This is a genomic window from Salimicrobium album (assembly GCF_900107115.1).
In the GTDB taxonomy this organism is placed as follows: domain Bacteria; phylum Bacillota; class Bacilli; order Bacillales; family Halobacillaceae; genus Salimicrobium; species Salimicrobium album.
The window spans coordinates 198,436-221,947 of record NZ_FNOS01000004.1; the positions used below are offsets into that span (position 1 = coordinate 198,436).

The window sequence follows — 23,512 nt, forward strand, 5'->3', positions numbered from 1 at the left end:
CAGGTGGAAATATGAGTTTTACCATTTATCCTGCGATTGATATGCGCAACGGCAAATGCGTACGTCTCGAGCAGGGAGATTTCAGCAGGGAAACGATATATGGCGACAGCCCGTTCGACGTCGCCCGCGATTTTTCGGAAAAAGGGGCTTCCTGGATACATATGGTTGATCTGGACGGCGCGAAAGAAGGATCGAGGAAAAATGCCCGGGACGTTATCCGTGCAGCAGAAGAGCTGGACAGCCGGATTCAGGTCGGCGGCGGTATCCGTTCCATGGAAGACGCAGCCTTTTATCTTGATGCCGGCGTGGACCGGGTCATCATCGGCTCGCTTGCCGTGAAAAATCCGGAGCTGACGAAAGAACTTCTCCGTACGTACGGCTCCCGCATCGTCATCGGACTTGATGCAAAAGACGGGTACGTCGCGACGGAAGGCTGGCTTGAAACCTCGGAGATCAGGGCGGCGGACATTGGCCGGGAGTTACAGAAAGCGGGCGCTGCGACTTTCATCTATACAGACATTGCGCGTGACGGCATGCTCTCCGGCCCGAATACGGAGGAAATCGCGGCACTCGCTAAAGAGACGGGCGCCGAAGTAATCGCCTCGGGCGGCATTCAGGGGCTTGCGGATATACGGGAGCTGAAGCATCACAAAAATATCAGCGGTACGATTATCGGTAAGGCTCTTTATACCGGACGCTTCACGCTTACGGAAGCGCTGAAGGAGGAAGTGTAATGCTCGCAAAGCGCATCATCCCCTGTCTCGATGTCAAAGAGGGAAGAGTCGTAAAAGGTATACAGTTCGTCGACATCCGTGATGCGGGTGATCCGGTGGAACTGGCGAAGATGTATGACGAAGCCGGCGCGGACGAGCTCGTTTTTCTCGATATTTCAGCAACGCACGAAGGACAGAAAACGATGATCAATGTGGTGAGGGAAGTAGCCTCCGAACTTCTCATTCCGTTCACCGTCGGCGGCGGAATCCGGACTATCGCAGATATGCGGGAAACATTGCGGAACGGGGCGGATAAAGTAGCTGTCAACTCGGCGGCCGTAAAAAGGCCGGCTCTCATAAGAGAAGGTGCGGATTATTTCGGGTCCCAGTGTATCGTCGTCGCCATTGACGGAAACTGGGATGAAGAAAAGCGTGAATGGTTCGTCTACACTGCGGGCGGCCGTCACCGGACTGAACGGACGGTCACGGCATGGGCCGAGGAAGCGGAGCGTCTCGGAGCGGGAGAGATTCTTCTCACCTCCATGGACCAGGACGGTGAAAAGACGGGCTTCGATCTTGCAATGCTGAAAGCCGTTCAGGACATAGTGACGATTCCTGTTATAGCCTCCGGAGGCGCCGGAAACAAAGAACATTTCCATGAAGTGTTCACGGAAGTGGACGCTGATGCCGCCCTTGCAGCCTCTATTTTCCATTACAAAGAAACGTCGATTGAAAATGTGAAAGACTATCTGAGAAATAAAGGAGTGGAAGTACGGTGAAAACAGAAGATGTCGTATTCGATGAAAAAGGGCTGGTCCCGGCCATTGTCCAGGATGCCCGTTCCAAAACAGTGCTGACACTCGCCTATATGAACGAAGAGGCACTGAAACAGACGCTGCAGAGAAAAGAGACGGTTTTTTACAGCCGGTCGCGGCAGGAGCTGTGGCACAAAGGGGAAACGTCCGGGAATACCCAGAAGGTGGAAGCTATTACTTATGACTGTGACCAGGACGCTGTGCTCGTGCAGGTCACACCGGCAGGACCGGCCTGTCATACCGGCAGTTACAGCTGCTTCAAGGACGCTCTGCATACGGAGGAATCGGACCGTTACCGGATGCTGACAGAACTCGGAGAACTTCTCGCTAAAAGAAAAGCGGAACTTCCGGAAGGGTCGTATACGTCGAAACTGTTCCAGGAAGGAGTCGACCGGATTGCAAAGAAAATCGGGGAAGAAGCCGGGGAAGTCATAATCGCCGCGAAGAATGATGACCGCGAAGAACTGGCTCTTGAATCGGCCGATCTGCTCTTCCACCTATTGATGCTTCTGACAGACAGAAACGTCCCTCTGGATGACGTTCTTGCTGTCCTCGAGGAGCGCCACAGTAACTGATTCACGCGTCCTTTTGTCTTAAATGAAAAAACCTCTCACCACTCGCTCCGTTTTATGATATACTGCATAATTGGTAGTATTTTTGATACGGAACGAAAAACAGGAGGCAATTTATGACGACGATGGTAGAGGAAGAAAGTAAAGTCATTCCCTTTGTCCCGACCAGCAGTTTTTATTTCAGCCACGGAGTACAGGCTTTTCAGAACCGGTATTTCGACCGGGCGGTGCGCTGGTTGCGGAAAGCGATAGAAATAAATGAAAACGAACCATTGTATAAATGCCAACTTTCCGTCGTCTATACGGAAGTTGGTTCTTATCATGCAGCGAACCAGCTGTTGACAGACGTCCTCCGCGATAAAGGGGACGCCTATCCGGACTGTTATTATCTCATGGCGAACAACTACGCTCATCTCGGGCTTTTTCAGGATGCCAGCAGGCACCTCGACACGTATATGAAGAAAGACGAGGACGGGGAGTTCCGCGAAGCCGCGGAACAGCTTAAGGAAATGATCGATTCGCTTGAACCGGAAGAACGCGAGGAATTTCAATTTGATGAAGAGGACGAGCTTCTCGTCTACCAGGAAACGGTCCATTACCACCTTGAACATCACGAGTGGCAGGAAGCCCTTGCGCTTCTCGATGAAATGATGGAACTGTTCCCTTCCTTTCCGCTGACGAAGCATCAGTATGCTTACGCGCTTTTCCATACCGGGAAACAGGAAGCCGCGGTGGAGATGGAACGGGACTGGGCCGAAGAGTCGCCGGAGGATATCCATTGTCATATCAACCTGGTAACGTTTTACGTGGAGATGAATCAGTTCGAACTCGTGAAACACCACATTCACCAGTTGAAAAACGTCTTCCCGATGCATGAGGAACAGCAGCTGGCCGTAGCGACGGCTCTTACGAGAGCTGGGGAATATACGGAAGCGGCGGAACGGTTCCGGAAGCTCGGTAAGAAAGCTGTGAAAAACCGGTATCAGTACATGAAATGGTACAGCATCGCCTCTTTCCATACCGGAGATCCTCATAAAGCGGAAGAACTGTGGAAGAAGGGACGAGCCCGATTCCCTGTCCTGACGGAAACGGAAGGTCCGTGGATCATCGGATAAGCAAATAAATAGACGGACTGTGACAAATTTACTATGATGATGAAAGATTGAAAGACAAAGGAGTGAATAACCATGAATGAGGAGAACATTTATGACGTTATTATTATCGGTGCAGGGCCGGCGGGACTGACATCGGCTGTTTATACTTCACGGGCAAACATGAGCACACTGATCATTGAACGCGGAATTCCGGGCGGTCAGATGGCGAATACGGAAGATATAGAAAACTATCCGGGCTACGAAAGCATTCTCGGGCCGGACCTATCCAATAAAATGTTCGGCCACGCGAAGAAATTCGGTGCCGAATACGCCTACGGAGATATCAAAGAAATCATCGATGGCAAGGAGTACAAGACGATAGTAGCCGGAAAGAAAGAATATAAAGCGCGCTCTATCATTCTCGCTACCGGTGCCGAATACAAAGAACTCGGCGTTTCCGGAGAAAAAGAGCTCGGAGGCCGCGGCGTATCCTATTGTGCCGTATGTGACGGCGCCTTTTTCCGCGATAAGGAAATCGTTGTTGTCGGCGGCGGCGACTCTGCTGTGGAGGAGGGTGTTTATCTTACACGCTTCGCCAGCAAAGTTACCATCATTCACCGTCGTGACGAACTCCGGGCTCAGAAGATTCTTCAGGACCGGGCTTTCGACAACGATAAAATCGACTTTATCTGGGATACGACTGTCAGTTCCATCAACGATGTGAACGGTAAAGTGGGCAGCGTCACTCTCTATGATAAGAATGAAGAAAGAGAGTACGAGATGAAAACGGACGGAACATTCGTCTATATCGGTCTCATCCCGCTCAATACTCCATTCCTTAACCTCGGTGTTACGAATGAGGAAGGGTACGTCGAGACGGATGAAAGAATGGAGACGAAGGTACCGGGTGTTTTTGCTGCCGGGGATATCCGTGATAAAGAGCTCCGTCAGATTGTGACAGCTACAGGAGATGGCAGTATTGCCGCCCAGTCTGCGCAAAACTATATCGAGAACCTGATGGAAGAACTTGAAAAAGTGGGTTCCTGAGAAACGCACGGTCGGGAGGGATGGTTCTCCCGCCGGGCTGCCGCCTCTTTTTTAAGGTATATCTTTATGGCGCAGGTGTTTATCACCTGCGCTTTTTTGTATCAAGTTGCGAAAACGTAGTATAATGAGGAAGAATGAAAAGCAACGTACCGATAAGGGGGAAAAGTATGGATCCGCAAGCATATAAAGCGAAACTTGTCATTATTACCGGTATGTCAGGTGCCGGAAAGACGGTGGCTGTTCAGAGTTTTGAAGATCTCGGCTACTTCTGTGTGGACAACCTGCCTCCGGCTCTTCTTCCGAAATTTCTGGAACTGATGAAGGACCCGAGTAACAATATCCAGAACGTCGCTCTCGTCATGGACCTTCGCGGAAGAGAATTTTTCGACTCGCTGATCGAGTCGCTTGATGCTCTGAGCCAGGAAGAGTGGGTCGAGGATCATATACTTTTCCTTGATGCCGAAGATCAGGAACTGGTGTCGCGTTATAAAGAAACGAGAAGGAGCCATCCGCTCGAACCGAAGGGACTGCCGCTTGAAGGCATTAAAAAAGAAAGGGAAATGCTGGATGAGCTGAGAGGAAGAGCGCAGACCATATTCAATACGACGGACCTGAAACCGAAGGCGCTGCGCGAAGATATACTCCAGACGTTTAAAGAGAAAGAACAGCAGGTGTTCTCCGTACAGATGGTGTCTTTCGGTTTTAAACATGGTGTACCGATTGATGCGGATCTTATGTTCGACGTGCGATTTCTTCCGAATCCCCATTACGTGGAAACGATGCGGCCGAAAACCGGCCTTGACGATGAAGTGGTGCAGTATGTGTTCAAATGGGCCGAAACGAAACAGTTCCTCGATAAACTGAAGGATCTGCTCGCTTTCATGCTTCCCCGCTACCGTAAAGAAGGGAAATCCCAGATTGTCGTGGCGATCGGATGTACGGGAGGACAGCACCGGTCTGTTGCAATTGCCGAATTTCTGGCTCAGCATTTCGGAGAGGATTTCCTTACGAAAGTGACGCACAGGGACATCGAAAAGAGAAAGGAACTTTCCTGATGGGACAGCCGGAGAACAAAGTGCTCGTCGTCGGGGGAGGAACGGGGATGCCCGTTCTTCTCAGAGGCCTGAAAAAGCAGCCTATTTCTCTGTCTGCTCTGGTGACAATCGCTGATGATGGTGGAAGCTCCGGAAAGATACGCTCGGAGATGGAAATCCCTGCTCCGGGGGACATCAGGAACGTAATTGCCGCTTTATCGGAAGCGGAGCCGATTCTGCTCGATCTTTTCCAGCACAGATTTCCTGATGGGAACGGCCTGTCCGGCCACTCGATGGGGAATCTTCTTCTCGTCGCACTGACTAATATGACGGGTGATTTTTATGATGGTATCAAACAGCTCTCCCGCGTCCTTAACGTGAAAGGGAATATTTATCCCGTATCCAAGTACTCGATGAACCTCCATGCCGAAATGGATGATGGAACGATCGTTTCCGGGGAGTCGAAGATACCGGAGGCGAACAAACGGATCAAACATCTGTTCCTGAGTCCGACGCCGGCCGAACCTCTGCCGGAAGCCATTGATGCTATCATGGATTCCGAACTGATCGTCATTTCGCCGGGAAGCCTTTACACAAGTATACTCCCGAATCTGATCATCCCCGAAGTGAAAGAGGCGCTCCGCGAAACAAAAGCGACTGTAACGTATGTGTGTAACGTAATGACCCAGGAAGGGGAGACTTCCCACTACACAGCCGCCGATCATCTGCAGGCGATCCATGATCACATCGGGGACGACGTGGTGGATTCGATTATTGTGCACAATAAGCCGATCCGCTCCGAGATGCGTGAACTTTACGCAAAAGAGAACGCACAGCCGGTCAGCTACGACCTCGACCGCCTGCGATCGATGAATATAAGGATTATCGAAGAAGACATCATTGACAGAACAAAACAGGTGATCCGTCACGACCCTGAGAAGCTGTCCAAATTGCTGTACAACATGATAAACGACCGCAGCGTTTAGAAAGGAGGGATGACGATGTCCTTCGCCTCTGAAATAAAGAAAGAACTTACGAATATGAAAGAAGACCTCGAAGCCAATGAAGCGGAACTTGCAGCCCTTGTAAGGATGAACGGCACTTTTTCGCTCAGAAACAAACAGTATCTGCTGGACGTACAGACGGAAAACGCAGCGATCGCCCGCCGTATTTATACGCTGATGAAGCAGCTGTTTCCTTACCCGGCCGAACTGCTCGTACGTAAGAAGATGCGTCTGAAGAAAAACAACGTCTACATCGTCCGGATGAAAGAGAATGCCGAAGTAATACTGAAGGAACTGGAAATACTGGAGGGACCTCTTTTCGTCAATAAAAAGATTCCCGCTAAGTATTCCGGTACGACGAAAGGAAAAAGGGCTTATCTGCGCGGGGCTTTCCTTGCCGGAGGGTCCGTCAATAACCCTGAAACGTCTTCCTATCATCTGGAAATGAATTCGTCGGATGAGTATCACAACGAAGAACTGTGCAAAATGATGAACACGTTCGACCTTCACGCCCGTACGCTCGAGAGGAGAAACGGTTTCATCACTTATTTGAAGGAAGCGGAGAAAATTACCGAATTTATCAGTAATATTGGCGCTCACCAGGCGCTTTTCAAGTTTGAAGACGTAAGAATTGTCCGTGATATGAGAAACTCGGTGAACCGTCTCGTCAATTGTGAAACGGCCAACCTCAACAAAACGATCGGAGCTGCCTTCCGTCAGGTGGAAAATATCCGTTTCATCAATAAAACAGTAGGTCTTGACGCGATGCCGCCGAAGCTGAGAGATCTGGCACGGGTGCGTCTCGAGCATCAGGACGTCTCGCTCAAGGAACTCGGTGAACTGGTTCCGGGCGGCAAGATCAGTAAATCCGGAATCAATCACCGTCTGAAAAAAATCGATGAATTCGCTGAAAAAGTAAGACGAGGGGAAGTCTCCCGGACTTCGGGGAGGACCTGATGTATTAAAACGGTTTTCGTGCTATAATGAGAACCACTGGAAACGTCACCCTTTCCCCGGGGACGTTTTTTTCGAACAGACTGTATGCGCTTTCAAAATAGATTATAAGAAGGAGGATGACCGGTGATAGAAAAAAAGGTGAAAGTCGAATTATCCACGGGACTGCAGGCGAGACCTGCCGCCCAGTTCGTCCAGCTGGCGAATCGTTTCAGCTCGGACGTCTTCATTGAAAAGAACGAAAAGCGGGTAAATGCCAAAAGTATAATGGGACTGATGAGTCTGGCTGTCGCAGGTGACGAAGAAGTAGTGCTTGTTACGGACGGCCATGATGAAGAAGAAGCCATGACGAAGCTCGAGGAATTTGTAAAAGAGGCATAAATGCACAGTTGAAAAAATATACATACAGAGAAAAGACTGCGGGGGAGAGGTAAAAGAAGTCTGTATCAAAACTGAATAGCATACATGAAACCGGACGGTCCGTGACGTCCGGTTTTTTGGTGTTTTATGCATTCAGAGAAGAGAGTCTGTACTGCCCGGTCATGGTTTCAGGCACCGGGAGTTTCATTATCCTGCCCTTCAGCCCGCTTCGTTCTCTCCGAAAGGAAGGAAAAAGCGGTTTTCGTGACCTTCGGAGGGGAAAAATCGTGCTGAACGTCACGATTACGTGATAATCATTACCTTCACCTCCCTCGGCAGCAAGTGAAGGGAAGGAAAGAGGTGCACCAAATAAAAAAAGCGGGCGGTATGGAAAAGATCCATACTGCCCGCTTTTAAAGTGTTTTTCAATATAGAGTTGTAATAGTGAAATTAGTTCTCCATTACTTTGTCGATCAGACCATAGTCTACTGCTTCGTGAGCATCCATGAAGTTGTCACGGTCCGTGTCGCGCTGAATAACTTCATAAGGCTGACCGGTACGCTCGGAGAGAATCTTGTTCAGTTTCTCTCTCATTCTGATGATTCTGTTGGCATGGATTTCGATGTCGGAAGCCTGACCCTGAGTACCGCCGAGTGGCTGGTGGATCATTACTTCACTGTTCGGAAGTGCGTAGCGCTTGCCTTCCGTACCGGCGTTAAGCAGGAAAGCACCCATGGAAGCTGCCATACCTGTGCAGATAGTGGAAACGTCCGGTTTAATGAACTGCATCGTATCAAAGATAGCCATACCGGCAGTGATGGAACCGCCCGGAGAGTTGATGTACAGGGAGATGTCTTTATCGGGATCGTCCGCAGCCAGGAATAGAAGCTGGGCTACGATCGAGTTCGATACGTTATCATCGATCGGACTGCCGAGCATGATAATCCGGTCTTTTAACAGCCGGGAATAAATATCATAAGCCCGTTCCCCGCGGTTCGTCTGTTCAATTACTGTTGGTACTAGATTCATAATGTATTCCTCCTCATTACATTCTCAATGAATGATTTTGTATGTTCATCATACCTTTATGGTCAATGAAGGTCAAACAATTTACTTCCATGTCCACGAATATTGTTTCCCTAACCCGGATGAAATAAACATTTGAAGAGGACTTGCGTTCTGAAGACATACCCTTTATAATGGTTTTTGTGTCGATATGCGCCCGTAGCTCAGCTGGATAGAGCGATAGATTCCGGTTCTATAGGTCGGGGGTTCAAGTCCTCTCGGGCGCACTTGTATATACCGGAAAGCTCTCCAATATCATTTGGAGGGCTTTTTTGTTACAATATAAGCAGTGAAATCATTGGTGTTCTTCATTCAGAAAAGGTCAGACAGCCGGAACTGTTCGACTTAAAAGTCGTGCAGGCATCCGGCTGAATCGCTTTGGACCAGGGAGGTACTGCTATGGCAAAAGTTATCCGCTTTACGATTTTATGGACGGAACAGTTGATGGAGAGCCGGAGAATACATCTGTTCGATATGAAGACACAGAGCAGAATTTCTTTTAATCATGAACTGATAGAACGGGCTCCCGGATGGACGGTGGAAAAAGAACTGATCACGTTCCTTCAATCGAAAGAAAGAAAAATAGACAGCGGTTATTACGATGGAAAGAAGCATGCTTCCTAGCTGCTTCTTTTTAAGTGAAAAACTTTTCCTTCAGTGGTAAGATGAAGAGGAAGTGAAGGTGGGATGGAGATGAACGAAATCACTCTGTTTTCAAGAAATAACTGTCCGCTTTGCGAAGAAGTGAAAGTCTGGATAGATCTGCTCGCTTATGATTATTCTTTTGAATTTCGGGAAAAGGATATAGAGGAGGACGATGATCTTCATGAAAAGTACGCCCTCCAGATTCCGGTCGTACATGTGAATGGCGAGGAACTCATTTTTCCGCAGTTGAGCGAAAATGCTGTAAGAGAGCGCTTGCAGAAGTATTAAACTTGCACTTTTCAACAGCAGTTGGTAGTATAGTTTGTGAAGGAAATATTTTTTTGCTCCTAGCGGGACACAAAATGATGTAGTGGGACGTTATTGCCCCGATCTTCTTTTTAAACTGAAGGAGCAATGTTTATGAAAGAATGGATAGAATTACAGAAGAAACTTTATCCGGATGTTCTGGAGATTATTCAGAACAGATATCGGCTTCTCCATTACGTTTCACTTATGGAACCGATCGGACGCAGGACGCTTGCGGATAACCTGAATCTCAAGGAGCGCAGCATACGCTCCGAAGTCACCTTTCTGCAAAACGGCGGAATGGTGGAGGTGACTACGCGGGGGCTGTTGCTTACCGGGGAAGGTAAGTCCCTGCTTGAGAACATGGCCCCTTACATGAGGGAAGTTTCAGGGGTGAAGGTTTTAGAAGACCGTTTAAGGGAAAAGCTAAAACTGGAGTCTGTCATCGTCGTACCCGGCGACAGCGACGAGTCCGAGTGGGTGAAAGAGGAAATGGGAAAAGCGTGTGTCACGTACCTGCAGTCTATTGCGGGACCCGGTCAGACGCTTGCAGTGACCGGGGGGACGACGATGGCCTCCGTGGCTTCGAGAATGACCCCTTCGGCCGGAATGGAAGACTGGCTCTTCGTTCCGGCGCGGGGAGGCCTCGGAGAACGGGTGGAACATCAGGCGAATACGATTTGTGTGGAAATGGCCAAAAAAGCGATGGGGAACTACCGTCTGCTTTATGTGCCGGATCCGATCAGTGAAGAATCGTATCTGAACATTATCGAGGAACCTTCCGTCAAGGATGTCCTCGGTATCATCCGCTCTTCCGACATCGTCATCCACGGTCTCGGAGATGCACTTACGATGGCTAATCGGAGAAAGACACCCGATGACCAGCTTGCCGTAATCAAAGAAAGGCAGGCGGTAGGGGAAGCGTTCGGGTACTACTTCAGCCAGTCGGGTGAAGTAGTGCATAAGGTGAGAACGGTGGGTCTTCAGCTCGAGGACCTGGAAGGAGACAGAGAGGTGATTGCCGTCGCAGGCGGCAGTTCCAAAGCGGATGCCATCTCTTCTTACTTCCAGCCCGGCAAGAGCAGCGTTCTCATCACCGACGAAGGCGCCGCGAAAGAGTTGATGAGGGATGCATCCCTTTAAATAATCAAATGTAATATTCTAAGGAGGAATTCAGCATGACAGTAAAAGTTGGTATTAACGGTTTTGGACGTATCGGACGTAACGTATTCCGTGCTGCACTGAAAAACGATGAAGTGGAAGTAGTAGCTGTAAACGACCTTACAGATGCGAATATGCTGGCTCACCTTCTTCAGTATGATACCGTTCACGGTACGCTTGAAGAAGAAGTTGAAGTCAACGGTGAGAACCTTGTAGTAGGCGGTAAAGAAATCATCGTAAAATCCGAAAAAGATCCGGCTCAGCTCGGCTGGGACGATCTGGGCGTAGAAGTGGTCATCGAATCGACCGGACGCTTCACACAGCGCGATGATGCCAAGAAACACATTGATGCAGGAGCTAAGAAAGTGATCATCTCCGCACCTGCCAAAGGTGAAGACCTTACAGTAGTTATGGGTGTCAACGAAGGTGACTATGATCAGGACAGCCACCATGTTATTTCCAATGCATCCTGCACTACGAACTGCCTGGCCCCATATGCGAAAGTACTCCATGACAAATTCGGAGTTAAGCGCGGTATGATGACTACAGTTCACTCTTACACGAACGATCAGCAGATCCTTGACCTGCCGCACAAAGACTATCGTCGTGCCCGTGCCGCAGCTCAGAACATCATTCCTACAACTACAGGCGCAGCTCAGGCTGTTACAAAAGTTCTTCCTGAACTTGAAGGCAAGCTGAGCGGTATGGCTATGCGTGTTCCGACACAAAACGTATCCATCGTTGACTTCGTGGCGGAACTTGACAAAGACGTAACTGTAGATGAAGTGAACAATGCACTTAAAGAAGCTTCTGAAGGCGAACTTAAAGGTATCATGGGGTACAGTGAAGAGCCGCTTGTATCTTCCGACTATAACGGTAATACGAACTCTTCCGTAATCGATGCCCTTTCCACATTGAGCCTTGAAGGCAACATGGTGAAAGTCGTATCCTGGTACGACAACGAGTTCGGTTATTCCAGCCGTTGTGTAGACCTTGCTGCTTACCTTAAAAAACAAGGAATCTAAGCTTTAATCACTAAAAGGAGGAGGTCCTGTATCCTCCTCCTTTTCTTCATTTGCTGAAGAAAAAATTAATGTGTTTCCACTGATATCTTTAGTGGAAATATACATACCAGACAGATCAAAGGAGGTTCTCGGAAGATGAATAAACAGACGATCAGCGATATAGAAGTGGATGGTAAGACGGTTTTCTGCCGTGTGGACTTCAACGTGCCCATGAAGGACAAAGAAGTGACGGATGATACGAGAATCAAAGCGGCCCTGCCGACAATCCAGCATCTCACAGGCAACGGTGCGAAAGTTATTCTGGCAAGCCACCTGGGACGGCCGAAAGGAGAAGCCCATGATGAGTTGAGGCTGGATCCGGTAGCGGAGCGTCTCAGTGATCTGCTTGGTGCGGAAGTATTGAAGTCGGATGAAGTGTACGGTCAGGAAGTGACAAAAGCGATTTCCGAAATGGAGCGTGGAAAAGTCCTTCTGCTTGAGAACGTGCGGTTTGACCCCGGGGAGGAGAAGAACGACCCGGAACTTGCCAGGCATTTCGCCGACATGGCTGACCTTTACGTCAATGATGCTTTCGGAGCGGCTCACCGTGCCCATGCGTCGACAGCAGGGGTGGCCGAGTACATCCCGGCAGTAGCCGGTTTCCTCATGCAGAAGGAACTGGAAGTGCTCGGGAATGCCCTCGCCGACCCGGAACGTCCGTTTACAGCTATTATCGGTGGTGCTAAAGTTAAAGATAAGATCGGTGTCATCGATAACCTTCTCGACAAAGTCGATAACCTCATCATCGGAGGCGGACTCGCCTACACGTTCGTGAAGGCACAGGGATATGAAGTCGGCAAGTCGCTTCTCGAGGAAGATAAAATCGATCTTGCCAAACAGTACATGGAGAAAGCGAAAGAGAATAATGTGAATTTCGTTATGCCCGAAGACGTCATCGTTGCGGATGATTTCAGTGAGGATGCGAATACGAAAGAAGTAAGTATCGAAGAAATTCCGGAAGATTGGGAAGCTCTCGATATCGGGCCGAAAACCCGGGAAAACTATGCAGGTCTCGTCAAGGATTCGAAACTCATTATCTGGAACGGGCCGATGGGCGTTTTTGAAATGGATACGTTCGCCGGCGGTACAAAAGCTGTTGCAGAAGCCCTTGCCGGCACAGAAGGATATACAGTGATCGGCGGCGGAGATTCCGCAGCGGCAGTCGAAACGTTCGGCTATGCCAGTGATATGGATCACGTGTCCACAGGCGGAGGCGCTTCTCTTGAATTCATGGAAGGGAAAGAACTTCCGGGAGTAACGGTTCTGAACGATAAATAATCTGAAGAGGTGATGAATATGCGTAAGCAGGTAATCGCAGGAAACTGGAAAATGAACAAAACGCACAAAGAAGCGGAATCTTTCATTAATGAAGTCAAAGGAAAAGTGCCTTCGAAGGAAAACGTGGAGTCCGTCGTTTGTGCACCGTTCCCTTTTCTTCAGAAACTTGTGGAAGAGACGAAAGACTCGGATGTCGAAATAGGTGCACAGAACATGTACTTTGAGGAAAACGGTGCATTCACAGGGGAAGTCAGCCCGGTAATGCTGAAAGAACTCGGAGTAACGTACGTCGTGCTCGGACACTCGGAACGTCGTGACGTTTTCGGTGAAACAGATGAAACGGTGAACAAAAAAGTCCATGCGGCTTTCGACCATGACCTCACTCCGATCGTCTGTGTAGGAGAGTCTCTCGAACAGCGTGAATCGGATGAGACGATGAACCATATCGAGAGTCAGATTACGAAAGCTGTCGAAGGGCTTACAGATGACCAGGTGAAACAGCTGATCATCGCTTATGAACCTATCTGGGCCATCGGTACCGGCCGTACTGCATCGAGCGAGCAGGCGAATGAAGTGTGCACTCATATCCGTAAAGTAGTCGGCAAGCTCTCCGGTGACGAAGCTGCAGAAGCAGTCCGCATCCAGTACGGAGGAAGTGTAAAGCCTGCAAACGTGGATGAACTGCTTTCTCAGTCGGATATTGACGGAGCTCTTGTAGGAGGCGCAAGTCTTGAAGCCGATTCCTTCCTGAAACTTGTGGAGGCAGGTAAACATGAGTAAACAGCCTTTAGCAGCACTGATCATTCTGGATGGTTACGGACTGCGTGACGAGGAATACGGAAACGCCGTAAAAGCGGCGAATACCCCGAATTTCGACCGTTACTGGAGCCGCTTCCCTCATTCTCAGCTGACCGCCTGCGGAGAAGCGGTCGGTCTTCCGGAAGGACAGATGGGGAACTCGGAAGTGGGACATTTGAACATCGGAGCCGGGAGAGTGGTTTATCAGAGTCTGACCCGTATAAACATGGCGATAAGGGAAGGGGACTTCTTTGAGAATGAAACGCTTCTCGGAGCTGTCCGTCATGCCAAGGACAACGATAAATCGCTGCACGTGTTCGGACTTCTCTCGGACGGCGGTATCCACAGTCATAACAGTCATATTATGGCCGTTATCGAACTTGCGGCAAAGGAAGGACTTGAAGACGTATATCTTCATGCTTTCCTGGACGGCCGTGACGTCGGTCCCCAGTCCGCGAAGAAATACCTGAAGGATACAGAAGAAAACCTGAAAGAGCTCGGTACAGGAAAAATAGCTACGGTCTCCGGACGCTATTACGCAATGGACCGGGATAAACGCTGGGACCGTGTGAAAAAAGCTTATGACGCAATAGCACACGGTGAAGGAAAACAGGCTGCAGATACCATCGAAGCAGTGGAAAAGTCCTACGAAGAGGATATACACGATGAATTCGTGCTGCCAATCGTAATGACGGATGAGAACGGTACGCCGATTGCTCAAGTGGAAAGCGAAGATTCCATTGTATATGCGAACTTCCGTCCGGACCGTGCGATCCAGCTGTCCCAGGCTTTTGCGAACGACGATTTCGAATACTTCGACCGCGGTGATGCACCGAAAGACGTCTATTTCGTTTCGATGACGGAGTATAGTGAAACGGTGGACACAGATAAAGTTATCTTCCCGCCTAACGAATTGAAAAATACAATCGGTGAAGTTCTTGAGAAGAATAATATGACTCAGCTGCGCATCGCCGAAACGGAAAAGTATCCTCACGTCACATTCTTTATGAGCGGAGGCCGTGAAGAGAAGTTCGAAGGGGAAGACCGGATTCTCATCAATTCCCCGGATGTAGCGACATATGACATGAAACCGGAAATGAGCGCCTATGAAGTGACGGACGCGTTGCTTAAGGACCTGGATGAAGAGAAACACAATGCAATCATTCTTAACTTCGCCAACCCGGACATGGTCGGTCACTCCGGTAAGCTCGAACCGACGGTGAAAGCGATAGAAGCGGTGGACGAGTGTCTCGGTAAAATTGTCGATAAAATCATCGATAAAGGCGGATCGGCCATCATCACTGCCGATCACGGGAACTCTGATGAAGTGACGACGACCGAAGGGGACCCGATGACCGCCCATACGAAAAACCCGGTACCGGTCATCGTAACGAAAGAAGGAGCAGAGCTTACAGAAGACGGAATTCTCGGCGACCTTGCCCCGACTCTTCTCGATCTGCTGAATGTCGAAAAACCGGAAGATATGACCGGAAACTCGATCATTAAGAAATAACTAAACTACAATGACTGAAGGAGAGATTTTCATGCCATATATTACTGATGTTTATGCACGCGAAGTACTGGATTCCCGCGGGAACCCGACAGTGGAAGTGGAAGTGTACACGGAATCCGGAGCGTTCGGCACAGCTCTTGTTCCAAGTGGCGCTTCCACCGGAGAATATGAAGCAGTAGAACTACGTGACGGCGATAAAAACCGTTACCTCGGCAAAGGCGTTCAGAACGCCGTTGAAAACGTAAACGAAAAGATAGCTCCGAAGCTGCTCGGCATCGACGTAACCCAGCAGGTTATCATCGATAACCTTATGAGAGAAATCGACGGATCCGACAACAAAGGGAATCTGGGTGCAAACGCCATCCTGGGTGTTTCCATGGCAGTCGCCCGGGCAGGCGCAGAGTATTCCGAACTGCCGTTGTACAAGTATCTCGGCGGATTCTTCGCTCACACGCTTCCGACACCGATGATGAACATTCTTAACGGTGGAGAGCATGCGGACAACAACGTAGACATCCAGGAATTCATGATCATGCCTGTAGGTGCTCCTACATTCAAGGAAGGTCTCCGCATGGGTGCTGAAATTTTCCACGCGCTTAAGAAAGTTCTTAAGAACAAAGGGTATAATACTGGCGTCGGGGACGAAGGCGGATTCGCTCCGAACCTGAAATCCAACGAAGAAGCCCTCTCCACGATCATCGAAGCGATCGAAGAGGCAGGATATAAGCCGGACGAAGAAGTGCAGCTTGCTATGGACGTGGCGGCTTCCGAAATTTATGAAGACGGTACGTACAGCCTGAAAGGGGAAGGCGTAACGCGGACTTCTGAAGAAATGGTCGACTGGTATGAAGAACTGATCGGCAAATATCCGATCGTTTCCATTGAAGACGGCCTGGACGAAAACGATTGGGAAGGAACGAAGCTGCTTACGGACCGTATCGGTGACAAAGTACAGCTGGTCGGGGATGATCTGTTCGTTACCAACACAGAAAAACTCTCCCGTGCCATCGAGCAGGGTGTAGGAAACTCCATCCTTATCAAAGTGAACCAGATCGGTACGATGACGGAAACGTTCGACGCTATTGAAATGGCGAAACGTGCCGGCTATACTGCAGTCATCTCCCACCGTTCCGGAGAGACGGAAGATGCAACGATCGCTGATATCGCAGTTGCCACAAACGCCGGTCAGATTAAAACAGGGGCACCGTCCCGTACGGACCGCGTTGCGAAGTACAACCAGCTTCTGCGCATCGAGGATCAGCTGCTTGATACAGCCAAATATGCAGGAAAGACAGCTTTCTACAACCTGAATAAATAATACGGAATGACCGGCTCCCGGTTTTTGGGAGTCTGAAGGCCTTCGGGGTGTGCACCCCGGAGGTTTTATTTTTAGCTTTCTTCTGCGGAAGTATCTTTATCTTTTGCAATTACCTCCCCACGTAGTATTATGAGAGGACGAACGTACAGCGAAGGAGAAAAACTATGAAAAGAATCATCCAATTGTTAATAATGATAGCCCTCGTGTTTGCAGCTGTCAGCGCCTGGCAGGTGTGGACATACGGTGTAGAAGGAGAGAAAAAGGTAGATGCAGCCATCGTCCTTGGAGCGGCGCAGTGGGGCGGAAAACCGAGTCCGGTGTTTGAAGGAAGGATCCGTGAAGCAATCGAGCTGTACGAGGAAGGGAAGGTAGATTATCTGATTTTTACCGGGGGTAAGAGCGAAAAAGCGGAATTTTCCGAAGCGGAAGTAGGCAAAGGGAGTGCTATGGAAGCAGGAGTTCCGGAGGAAGATATATTACTGGAAGAAAGTTCACTTGAGACGAAAGAGAATCTCTCTGAATCAAAGAAACTTCTTGAGGAGAAATCGATTGGCAGCTTTTATCTAGTCAGTGACCGGTTCCACTTAAAACGAGCTACGGCTATGGCAACGGATATGGGAATCGACGCTGAGGGGGTGCCGACGGAATATTCCGCGTATCAATCACTGGAGACGAAGCTTCCATTCTTTTTCGAGGAATGGCTCCACTATATGTGGTATGAAGTCGGCAGCTGGGTGACCCCTGCATGAGCCGGAGACAATAAAATAAAGCTGCCGGAATTCCCGGCAGCTTCAGCTGAACCTGTAAGGGTTCAGTTTTTTTGTGAAGAAGAATCTCCATCCTGTTCCGGATGAGCATCAATCGTGTGTTTGTAGTCATATCCTTTGGAAATGACCGTGCCGAACGCTGCGGCCACACCGACGATGATAGCAATTGATACCAGCATTACGATTGTGAAGGTCATCAACAGTCCTCCTTTACTTCTTCTTCCGAAAACAGCCTATTCAAGACCTGCTTTCTCTTTCACGAAAGCGACCACGTCTTCAGACGTATTCATGGATAGAAGTTCGTCTTTGAAAGAACTCATTTCCGCTTTGGAAAGCCCGAGGATTTGAGTTCTTGCCGGAAGGATGGAAGAGGAACTCATGCTGAATTCATCAAGTCCAAGACCGAGAAGAATCGGAATGGCGATTTCATCCCCTGCCATCTCACCGCACATGCCGGCCCATTTTCCTTCTGCGTGGGCAGCTTCAATGACGTTGTTTACGAGATTGAGGATAGCCGGGTTATAAGGCTGATACAGGTAGGAAACGCGCTCATTCATCCGGTCGGCAGCCATCGTGTACTGAATAAGGTCATTCGTACCGATACTGAAAAAGTCGACCTCTTTGGCGAACTGCTTGGCCATTACGGCTGTCGCAGGGATTTCCACCATGATACCGACCTCAATGTTGTCCGCAACTTCTTTCCCTTCCCGGATGAGGTATTCTTTCTCTTCGGTCAGAATAGCTTTCGCCTCGCGGAATTCGTCGAGCGTTGCAATCATCGGGAACATGATCTTCAGGTTTCCGTGTACGCTCGCCCGCAGCAGTGCCCGGAGCTGAGTACGGAAAATGTCGTCACGCTCAAGGCAGAGCCGGATAGCACGGAAGCCGAGGAACGGGTTCATTTCATCAGGAAGGTCGAGGTAGTCGAGCTCTTTATCTCCCCCGATGTCGAGTGTACGCACTACGACAGGCTTGTCTTCCATCTGCTTCAGTACGGAACTGTAAGCATCAAACTGCTCATCTTCTGTCGGAAGCTGATTTTTGCCCATGTAGAGGAACTCGGTCCGGTACAGTCCGATTCCTTCGCCTCCGTTTTCAAGGACACCCGAAACATCATCCGGCGTACCGATATTGGCAGCCAGTTCCACGTGCTCGTTATCGCTTGAGACGGTGGTCTCATCTTTCAGTTTTGCCCACTCCTGTTTTTTCTCTTCAAATTCCGAACGCTTCTGTTTGTACGATTCGATCTGCTCATCAGTAGGGTCGACGATTACGTCACCGCTCAGGCCATCTACAATGACAGTCACACCTTTGTCCGCCTGTTTCGTAATCTCTTTCGTACCGACGACTGCCGGAATTTCGAGAGATCTCGCCATAATGGCCGAGTGGGACGTGCGGCCCCCGATATCGGTAGTGAAGCCCTGGACGAACTCTTTGTTCAGTTGAGCGGTATCGGAAGGTGTAAGATCTTCTGCCACAATGACGACCTGCTCATCGATAAGAGCAGGGTCCGGAAACTCGGCGTCCAGAAGGTGGGCGAGCACGCGCTTAGTAACGTCATGGATGTCCGCAGCACGTTCTTTCATGTATTCGTTGTCCATGTTTTTGAACATGTCGATGAACATATTGGCCGTTTCATCGAGAGCCGCTTCCGCATTGACGCTTTCCGTTCTGATTTTATCTTCCATGGGCTGGATCATTTCAGGGTCGCTGAGTACGAGAAGGTGAGCGGAGAAGATTTCTGCGTGTTCATCTCCGAGGGACTTCCTCGTGTGTTCTTTAATTTTTTCCAGTTCCGACTTGGAAACCTCCAGAGCGTCGTGGAGACGTGTGATTTCTTCGGCAGGCTCATCCACCGTCGTTTTGTCATAGGATAGGTCAGGCGCCTCCAGACGGTATGCTTTTGCAATCGCAATACCGCCGGAAGCTGCTATACCCTGAAGTTGTGTCATTTCGTTACTCCCCCAAGCCTTCATTTTGCATAGTCTGCGTCAGATGATCGACTGCTTCCTGCTCATCGTCACCTTCTGCTGTAATTTTGATTTCTGCTCCGGCCGGGATACCGAGACTCATGATTCCCATGATGGACTTCAGGTTCACTGATTTCTCTTTATAGTGAAGATTGATGTCTGATTCGTATTTCCCTGCGTTCTGTACAAGTACTGTCGCCGGACGTGCATGCACACCGTCAGCGGATGTGACTTTGAATGTTTTTTCTACCATGATAGTTTCCTCCTCAAAAGTGAAAATATATACTTGTTCTAACTACACTATTTTAAGCCTTTCGTACATCCTTTTTCAAGAATCCGAGCATAATTGCCGAAATTATCGAACCGGCCGCGATGGCAAGGATGTAAAGGGCTGCTTCGGTGAACCCTCCTTCGACGAGACCGATGACGAAAATACCTCCGTGGGGAGCGGTGAGACCGATACCGAAGAGCATGGTGAGCGCTCCGGCCGCTGCTGATCCGACGACCGCCGAAGGAATCACCCGGGCCGGGTCCGCAGCTGCGAAAGGAATGGCGCCTTCCGTGATGAAGCAGGCCCCGAGAGCGTAGGCCGTTTTGCCGGCCTCCCGCTCTTCTTTCGTAAATTTATTTTTGAAAAATGTGCTGGCAAGCGCCAGGCTGAGCGGAGGCACCATACCCCCGGCCATCGCTGCTGCAATAATCGAATAGTTGCCGGCATCAAGAGTGGCAAGGCCGAACGTATACGCTGCTTTGTTAACGGGTCCGCCCATATCAACGGACATCATACCGCCTACAATGATGCCGAGTATGGCGACGTTGGCACCGCTCAGTCCCTCAAGCCAGCTTAAGAGACCGGTGTACACACTGGTGAGTGGCGGGTTGATCAGAAGCATGATCATTCCTGTACCGAAAATGGCAAGTACCGGGTAGAACAGAACCGTCTTCAATCCGTCCAGCCAGGCAGGAAGACCTTCCAGGCTTTTTTTAATGCCGAGCGTAAGGTAACCTGCCAGGAAACCGGCGATCAGACCGCCGAGGAAGCCGGAACCGCCATCCGCAGCACCGGACGACACTGCTATATAACCCCCGACAACCCCTGGTGCGAAACCGGGACGGTCGGCGATGCTTGATGCGATGAAGCCGGCGAGAATCGGGACGAGGAAGAAGAAGGCGTTACCGCCGACGGTATCAAGCATTTCTGCAAGCCTATTGTACTGATCACTTTCCGGGTCTGCGGCGTTGATACCGAAGAAAAAGGAGAAAGCTATGAGAATACCTCCGCCTACGACGAAAGGAAGCATGTTGGACACACCGTTCATCAGATGTTTGTAAATGCCGGATCGTCCTTTGGAATCTTCTCCGTCTTCTTTTTTGCCGTCGGAGTGATGAACAGGAGCATCCTTCTGAAGAGCCCGGTCCAGCAGTTTGTCCGGTTCGTGGATAGCTTTTGCCACCGGTACTTCGATGACATGTTTCCCGTCAAAACCGCTCATATCAACTTTTGTATCTGCCGCGACGATAATGGCATCAGCACGTTCAATATCATCCGGAGTAAGACGGTTCTTCACTCCGCTTGAGCCGTTCGTCTGTACCTTGATCGGAATATTTCTCTGCCCGGCTGTATCCTTCAGCTTATCTGCCGCCATGTACGTATGGGCAATTCCTGTCGGACAGGCGGTTACGGCAAGAATCAGGTTCCCGGAGGTCTCCGTCGCTTCTTCATCTTCTTCGTCTTCTTCGTCTTCTTCCCGTTCCTTCGTATTGATAATTTCCATGACTTCCTCTTCGGATTCGGCTTTCATAAGGTTTTCCCGGAAATTTGTATCCATCAGAAAGGAAGAAAGACGTGATAGAGCATTCAGGTGAGTGTTATCGGCACTGTCCGTCGCTGCTATCATAAAGAACAGGTGAGCCGGCTGCCTGTCGAGTGATTCGTATTCGATTCCTTCGCGGGAACGGGCGAAAGCGATGGCCGGTGTCTTTACGGCTTCTGACTTTGCGTGGGGGATGGCGATCCCGTCTCCCACTCCTGTTGTACTCTGGTCTTCTCTCGCCTGAATAGCTTCGCGGAATCTGTCCCGGTCTTTCAGACGACCGGCGGTCTCAAGCTTCGCCGTCAGTTCGTCCAGAATTCCTTTTTTATCGGAGGCGTCTGTTGAGAGCAGCATCGTGTCTTTTTTCAAAAGGTCTGTAATTTTCATCGTCTCTCTCCTTCCTTATATATGTGAATGGAATCGTACAGGGCTTCTGCTTCTTCTTTCGTACACAAATCTTCTCCGAACGCTGTGGCACTTCCGCAGGCTATGCTCTTTTTGAAAGCCTCTTCGTCTGTGAGATAAACTTCTTTCGCAGCCAGGAATCCGGCAACCATGGAATCACCCGCTCCCACAGTGTTGACGACCGGGCCTTCTGGTGCTTCTGCGAACCAGATACCTTCATGATTCGCATATACGGCTCCGTCACCGCCGAGGGAGATGAGAACATTCCGGCAGCCTTCTTCCACCAGTTTTTCCGCGTAGCGGGCGACGGTCCGATTATCTTCCATCGTTTCCCCGAACAGTTCCTCAAGCTCCTGCCTGTTCGGCTTGATAAGGTAGGGATGATAGGATAAAAGGTCTTTCAGTGCGCGTCCCGAGGTATCCACGGCCATCGGTACCCCTTTATCTTTCAGGTTCTCCGCTATTTCCCGGTAGAAATCCTCGGGGAGAGAAGAGGGGACGCTGCCTGCAATTAGTAGAACGTCCTCCGGGGTGAGCGTATGGAGCTGTTCCAGCAGCCGCCCTTTGAGCGAGTCCGAAAGTTCAGGTCCCGGGCCGTTTATTTCCGATTCCCTTCCGTCTTTCAGTTTCACGTTGATTCTCGTCGGTTCGTCTGTTTCTATAAAAGCTTCTTTTACTCCCTTTTCTTTGAGGGAGGTTCTGATGAACTCCCCGGTGAACCCTCCGATGAAGCCGAGCGCCGTCGAGGGGACGGACAGATTCGAGAGCACCCGGGAAACGTTGATTCCTTTTCCGCCGGGGTAATAAGCCGTTGCTGTAGAACGCGTCAGTCCGCCCGGCTGTAATTTGTCCACGTGCATAATGTAGTCGATGGAAGGGTTGAGTGTCAGTGTGTAAATCATGGAAGCATCACCTCTATGTCTTTGTTATTCTGCATTGCCGTCACGACAGGTCCGGAAGAGTCGGTCACCAGTATGGCGTCTTCCGCTCCGGCGAAAGTTATGAAAGTCCTTTCTCCGAACTTGGAATGATCAGCAAGGACGTATCTGTTCATAGACTGATGGAGCACTTTTTTCTTAATGGCTGCTTCTTCCGGATCGGGTGTCGTGAGCCCGTCTTCTTCCGTAATCCCGTTGACTCCGAGAAAGCAGCGGTCGAACCGGTACTGTTTCAGGTTTTCTACAGCATTGGCGCCGACGATGGCCCTGGTTCCCGGCTTGACGAATCCTCCTATGACGTAGGTGGTTATGCCGCGTTCCGCCAGATGGGGAAGGTGCTCCGGACCATTCGTGACGACGGTGACAGAAGAGTCCAGATAAGGGATCATCAGGGTCGTCGTCGATCCGGCGTCCAGAAAAATAGTTTCTTTTTTGCTTATTGTTCCCGCAGCAAGGGAAGCTATTATTTTTTTCTGTTCGTGATACTGGGCGGTTTTTTCACTCATCGGCGCTTCTTCCCTGGAAGCTGAAAGAGAAGATGCGCCTCCATGCACCCGCTTTAAAGCGCCCTGTTGCTCCAGGGCGTCCAGATCTCGTCGTATCGTGGAGTCGGAGGCGTTTGTCCGGTCACTCAGTTCCTGGAGACGGACGGTTTTCTTCTCCGCCAGCAGGGACAGGATGAGCTGATGCCTCTCCATAGTAAGCATAAGCGTTCCTCCTTTAGTGAATGACTTCATTATAAGGGAAGCGTTTGCAACATTCAATCAAAAACAATCGTTTTTGCGCATTTTCATTCAAAAATGTTCAAATATCATTCAAAAAACGGCACCGGTAATTACACCTTGTAGGGAAAAAAGATGTATGCTATATTTGTTCT

25 protein-coding genes and 1 tRNA gene are annotated in these 23,512 nt (G+C 49.8%); 19 read left to right on the plus strand and 7 right to left on the minus strand.

The window, feature by feature from the left end; genetic code table 11:
- Positions 1–11: 11 nt before the first annotated feature.
- From hisA to BLU03_RS08975, 9 genes are all read left to right on the plus strand, one after another.
- A complete protein-coding gene (gene hisA, locus BLU03_RS08935; RefSeq protein WP_093107288.1) occupies positions 12–734 on the plus strand; it encodes a 1-(5-phosphoribosyl)-5-[(5-phosphoribosylamino)methylideneamino]imidazole-4-carboxamide isomerase in 723 nt (240 codons plus the stop codon).
- The gene (hisF, locus tag BLU03_RS08940; protein WP_076570901.1) at positions 734–1,492 is read left to right on the plus strand and encodes an imidazole glycerol phosphate synthase subunit HisF; all 759 of its coding nucleotides are present in this window, start codon (positions 734–736) and stop codon (positions 1,490–1,492) included. The genes hisA and hisF overlap by 1 nt, the downstream gene beginning before the upstream one ends.
- Positions 1,489–2,103, plus strand: coding sequence for a bifunctional phosphoribosyl-AMP cyclohydrolase/phosphoribosyl-ATP diphosphatase HisIE (gene hisIE / locus BLU03_RS08945; protein WP_093107290.1), 615 nt, complete (start codon positions 1,489–1,491; stop codon positions 2,101–2,103). Before hisF ends, hisIE begins: the two co-directional genes overlap by 4 nt.
- A gap of 113 nt (positions 2,104–2,216) precedes the next feature.
- Positions 2,217–3,215: a tetratricopeptide repeat protein gene (locus BLU03_RS08950; RefSeq protein WP_093107292.1), complete on the plus strand. Its 999-nt coding sequence runs from the start codon at positions 2,217–2,219 to the stop codon at positions 3,213–3,215.
- 72 nt (positions 3,216–3,287) lie between these two features.
- Positions 3,288–4,241, plus strand: coding sequence for a thioredoxin-disulfide reductase (gene trxB, locus BLU03_RS08955; protein ID WP_093107294.1), 954 nt, complete (start codon positions 3,288–3,290; stop codon positions 4,239–4,241).
- A 167-nt stretch (positions 4,242–4,408) separates the two neighbouring features.
- Positions 4,409–5,296 carry an RNase adapter RapZ gene (rapZ, locus tag BLU03_RS08960; RefSeq protein ID WP_093107296.1) on the plus strand — a complete coding sequence of 296 codons (888 nt, stop codon included), beginning with the start codon at positions 4,409–4,411 and terminating at the stop codon, positions 5,294–5,296.
- Entirely contained in the window at positions 5,296–6,261 is a 966-nt protein-coding gene (locus BLU03_RS08965; RefSeq protein ID WP_093107298.1) for a gluconeogenesis factor YvcK family protein, read from the plus strand. The genes rapZ and BLU03_RS08965 overlap by 1 nt, the downstream gene beginning before the upstream one ends.
- Before the next feature lie 15 nt (positions 6,262–6,276).
- Positions 6,277–7,236 carry a DNA-binding protein WhiA gene (whiA, locus tag BLU03_RS08970; RefSeq protein WP_093107300.1) on the plus strand — a complete coding sequence of 320 codons (960 nt, stop codon included), beginning with the start codon at positions 6,277–6,279 and terminating at the stop codon, positions 7,234–7,236.
- 123 nt (positions 7,237–7,359) lie between these two features.
- Positions 7,360–7,614 (plus strand): HPr family phosphocarrier protein, encoded by a 255-nt coding sequence (locus tag BLU03_RS08975; protein WP_008587120.1) that lies wholly within the window; start codon positions 7,360–7,362, stop codon positions 7,612–7,614.
- 429 nt (positions 7,615–8,043) lie between these two features.
- Here the strand turns inward: BLU03_RS08975 and clpP are convergent, their stop codons facing one another.
- Positions 8,044–8,622: an ATP-dependent Clp endopeptidase proteolytic subunit ClpP gene (clpP, locus tag BLU03_RS08985; protein WP_008587122.1), complete on the minus strand. Its 579-nt coding sequence runs from the start codon at positions 8,620–8,622 to the stop codon at positions 8,044–8,046.
- Positions 8,623–8,811: 189 nt separating this feature from the next.
- Here clpP and BLU03_RS08990 point away from each other — a divergent pair.
- From BLU03_RS08990 to BLU03_RS09035, 10 genes are all read left to right on the plus strand, one after another.
- A tRNA-Arg gene (locus BLU03_RS08990) sits at positions 8,812–8,885 on the plus strand.
- Positions 8,886–9,057: 172 nt separating this feature from the next.
- Positions 9,058–9,282: a hypothetical protein gene (locus BLU03_RS08995; RefSeq protein ID WP_093107304.1), complete on the plus strand. Its 225-nt coding sequence runs from the start codon at positions 9,058–9,060 to the stop codon at positions 9,280–9,282.
- Between the two features lie 69 nt (positions 9,283–9,351).
- Positions 9,352–9,591 carry a glutaredoxin family protein gene (locus BLU03_RS09000; RefSeq protein ID WP_159435674.1) on the plus strand — a complete coding sequence of 80 codons (240 nt, stop codon included), beginning with the start codon at positions 9,352–9,354 and terminating at the stop codon, positions 9,589–9,591.
- A gap of 132 nt (positions 9,592–9,723) precedes the next feature.
- Positions 9,724–10,752, plus strand: coding sequence for a sugar-binding transcriptional regulator (locus BLU03_RS09005; protein WP_093107306.1), 1,029 nt, complete (start codon positions 9,724–9,726; stop codon positions 10,750–10,752).
- Positions 10,753–10,787: 35 nt separating this feature from the next.
- Positions 10,788–11,795, plus strand: coding sequence for a type I glyceraldehyde-3-phosphate dehydrogenase (gene gap / locus BLU03_RS09010; RefSeq protein ID WP_093107308.1), 1,008 nt, complete (start codon positions 10,788–10,790; stop codon positions 11,793–11,795).
- 135 nt (positions 11,796–11,930) lie between these two features.
- Positions 11,931–13,112: a phosphoglycerate kinase gene (locus BLU03_RS09015; protein WP_076570915.1), complete on the plus strand. Its 1,182-nt coding sequence runs from the start codon at positions 11,931–11,933 to the stop codon at positions 13,110–13,112.
- 18 nt (positions 13,113–13,130) lie between these two features.
- A complete protein-coding gene (gene tpiA / locus BLU03_RS09020) occupies positions 13,131–13,892 on the plus strand; it encodes a triose-phosphate isomerase (protein ID WP_093107310.1) in 762 nt (253 codons plus the stop codon).
- Complete coding sequence (gene gpmI, locus BLU03_RS09025) at positions 13,885–15,423, plus strand: 2,3-bisphosphoglycerate-independent phosphoglycerate mutase (protein ID WP_093107312.1); 1,539 nt, start codon at positions 13,885–13,887, stop codon at positions 15,421–15,423. The genes tpiA and gpmI overlap by 8 nt, the downstream gene beginning before the upstream one ends.
- Positions 15,424–15,454: 31 nt before the next feature.
- Complete coding sequence (gene eno / locus BLU03_RS09030) at positions 15,455–16,741, plus strand: phosphopyruvate hydratase (protein ID WP_093107314.1); 1,287 nt, start codon at positions 15,455–15,457, stop codon at positions 16,739–16,741.
- 164 nt (positions 16,742–16,905) lie between these two features.
- Complete coding sequence (locus BLU03_RS09035) at positions 16,906–17,490, plus strand: YdcF family protein (protein WP_076570923.1); 585 nt, start codon at positions 16,906–16,908, stop codon at positions 17,488–17,490.
- Positions 17,491–17,552: 62 nt separating this feature from the next.
- On the opposite strand, the gene ytzI is transcribed toward BLU03_RS09035, so the two are convergent.
- Genes ytzI through BLU03_RS09065 form a run of 6 tightly spaced genes read right to left on the minus strand, consistent with a single transcriptional unit; the run spans position 17,553 to position 23,342 of the window.
- Positions 17,553–17,705, minus strand: coding sequence for a YtzI protein (gene ytzI, locus BLU03_RS09040; RefSeq protein ID WP_008587145.1), 153 nt, complete (start codon positions 17,703–17,705; stop codon positions 17,553–17,555).
- Between the two features lie 36 nt (positions 17,706–17,741).
- Positions 17,742–19,460 carry a phosphoenolpyruvate--protein phosphotransferase gene (gene ptsP / locus BLU03_RS09045; protein ID WP_093107316.1) on the minus strand — a complete coding sequence of 573 codons (1,719 nt, stop codon included), beginning with the start codon at positions 19,458–19,460 and terminating at the stop codon, positions 17,742–17,744.
- Between the two features lie 4 nt (positions 19,461–19,464).
- Positions 19,465–19,731 carry a phosphocarrier protein HPr gene (locus BLU03_RS09050; protein WP_076570925.1) on the minus strand — a complete coding sequence of 89 codons (267 nt, stop codon included), beginning with the start codon at positions 19,729–19,731 and terminating at the stop codon, positions 19,465–19,467.
- 52 nt (positions 19,732–19,783) lie between these two features.
- Positions 19,784–21,679, minus strand: a complete 1,896-nt coding sequence (locus BLU03_RS09055) for a PTS fructose transporter subunit IIABC (protein ID WP_093107319.1) — start codon at positions 21,677–21,679, stop codon at positions 19,784–19,786.
- Positions 21,676–22,599, minus strand: coding sequence for a 1-phosphofructokinase (gene pfkB, locus BLU03_RS09060; protein ID WP_076570929.1), 924 nt, complete (start codon positions 22,597–22,599; stop codon positions 21,676–21,678). The genes BLU03_RS09055 and pfkB overlap by 4 nt, the downstream gene beginning before the upstream one ends.
- A complete protein-coding gene (locus BLU03_RS09065) occupies positions 22,596–23,342 on the minus strand; it encodes a DeoR/GlpR family DNA-binding transcription regulator (protein WP_093107321.1) in 747 nt (248 codons plus the stop codon). Before BLU03_RS09065 ends, pfkB begins: the two co-directional genes overlap by 4 nt.
- Positions 23,343–23,512: the final 170 nt, after the last annotated feature.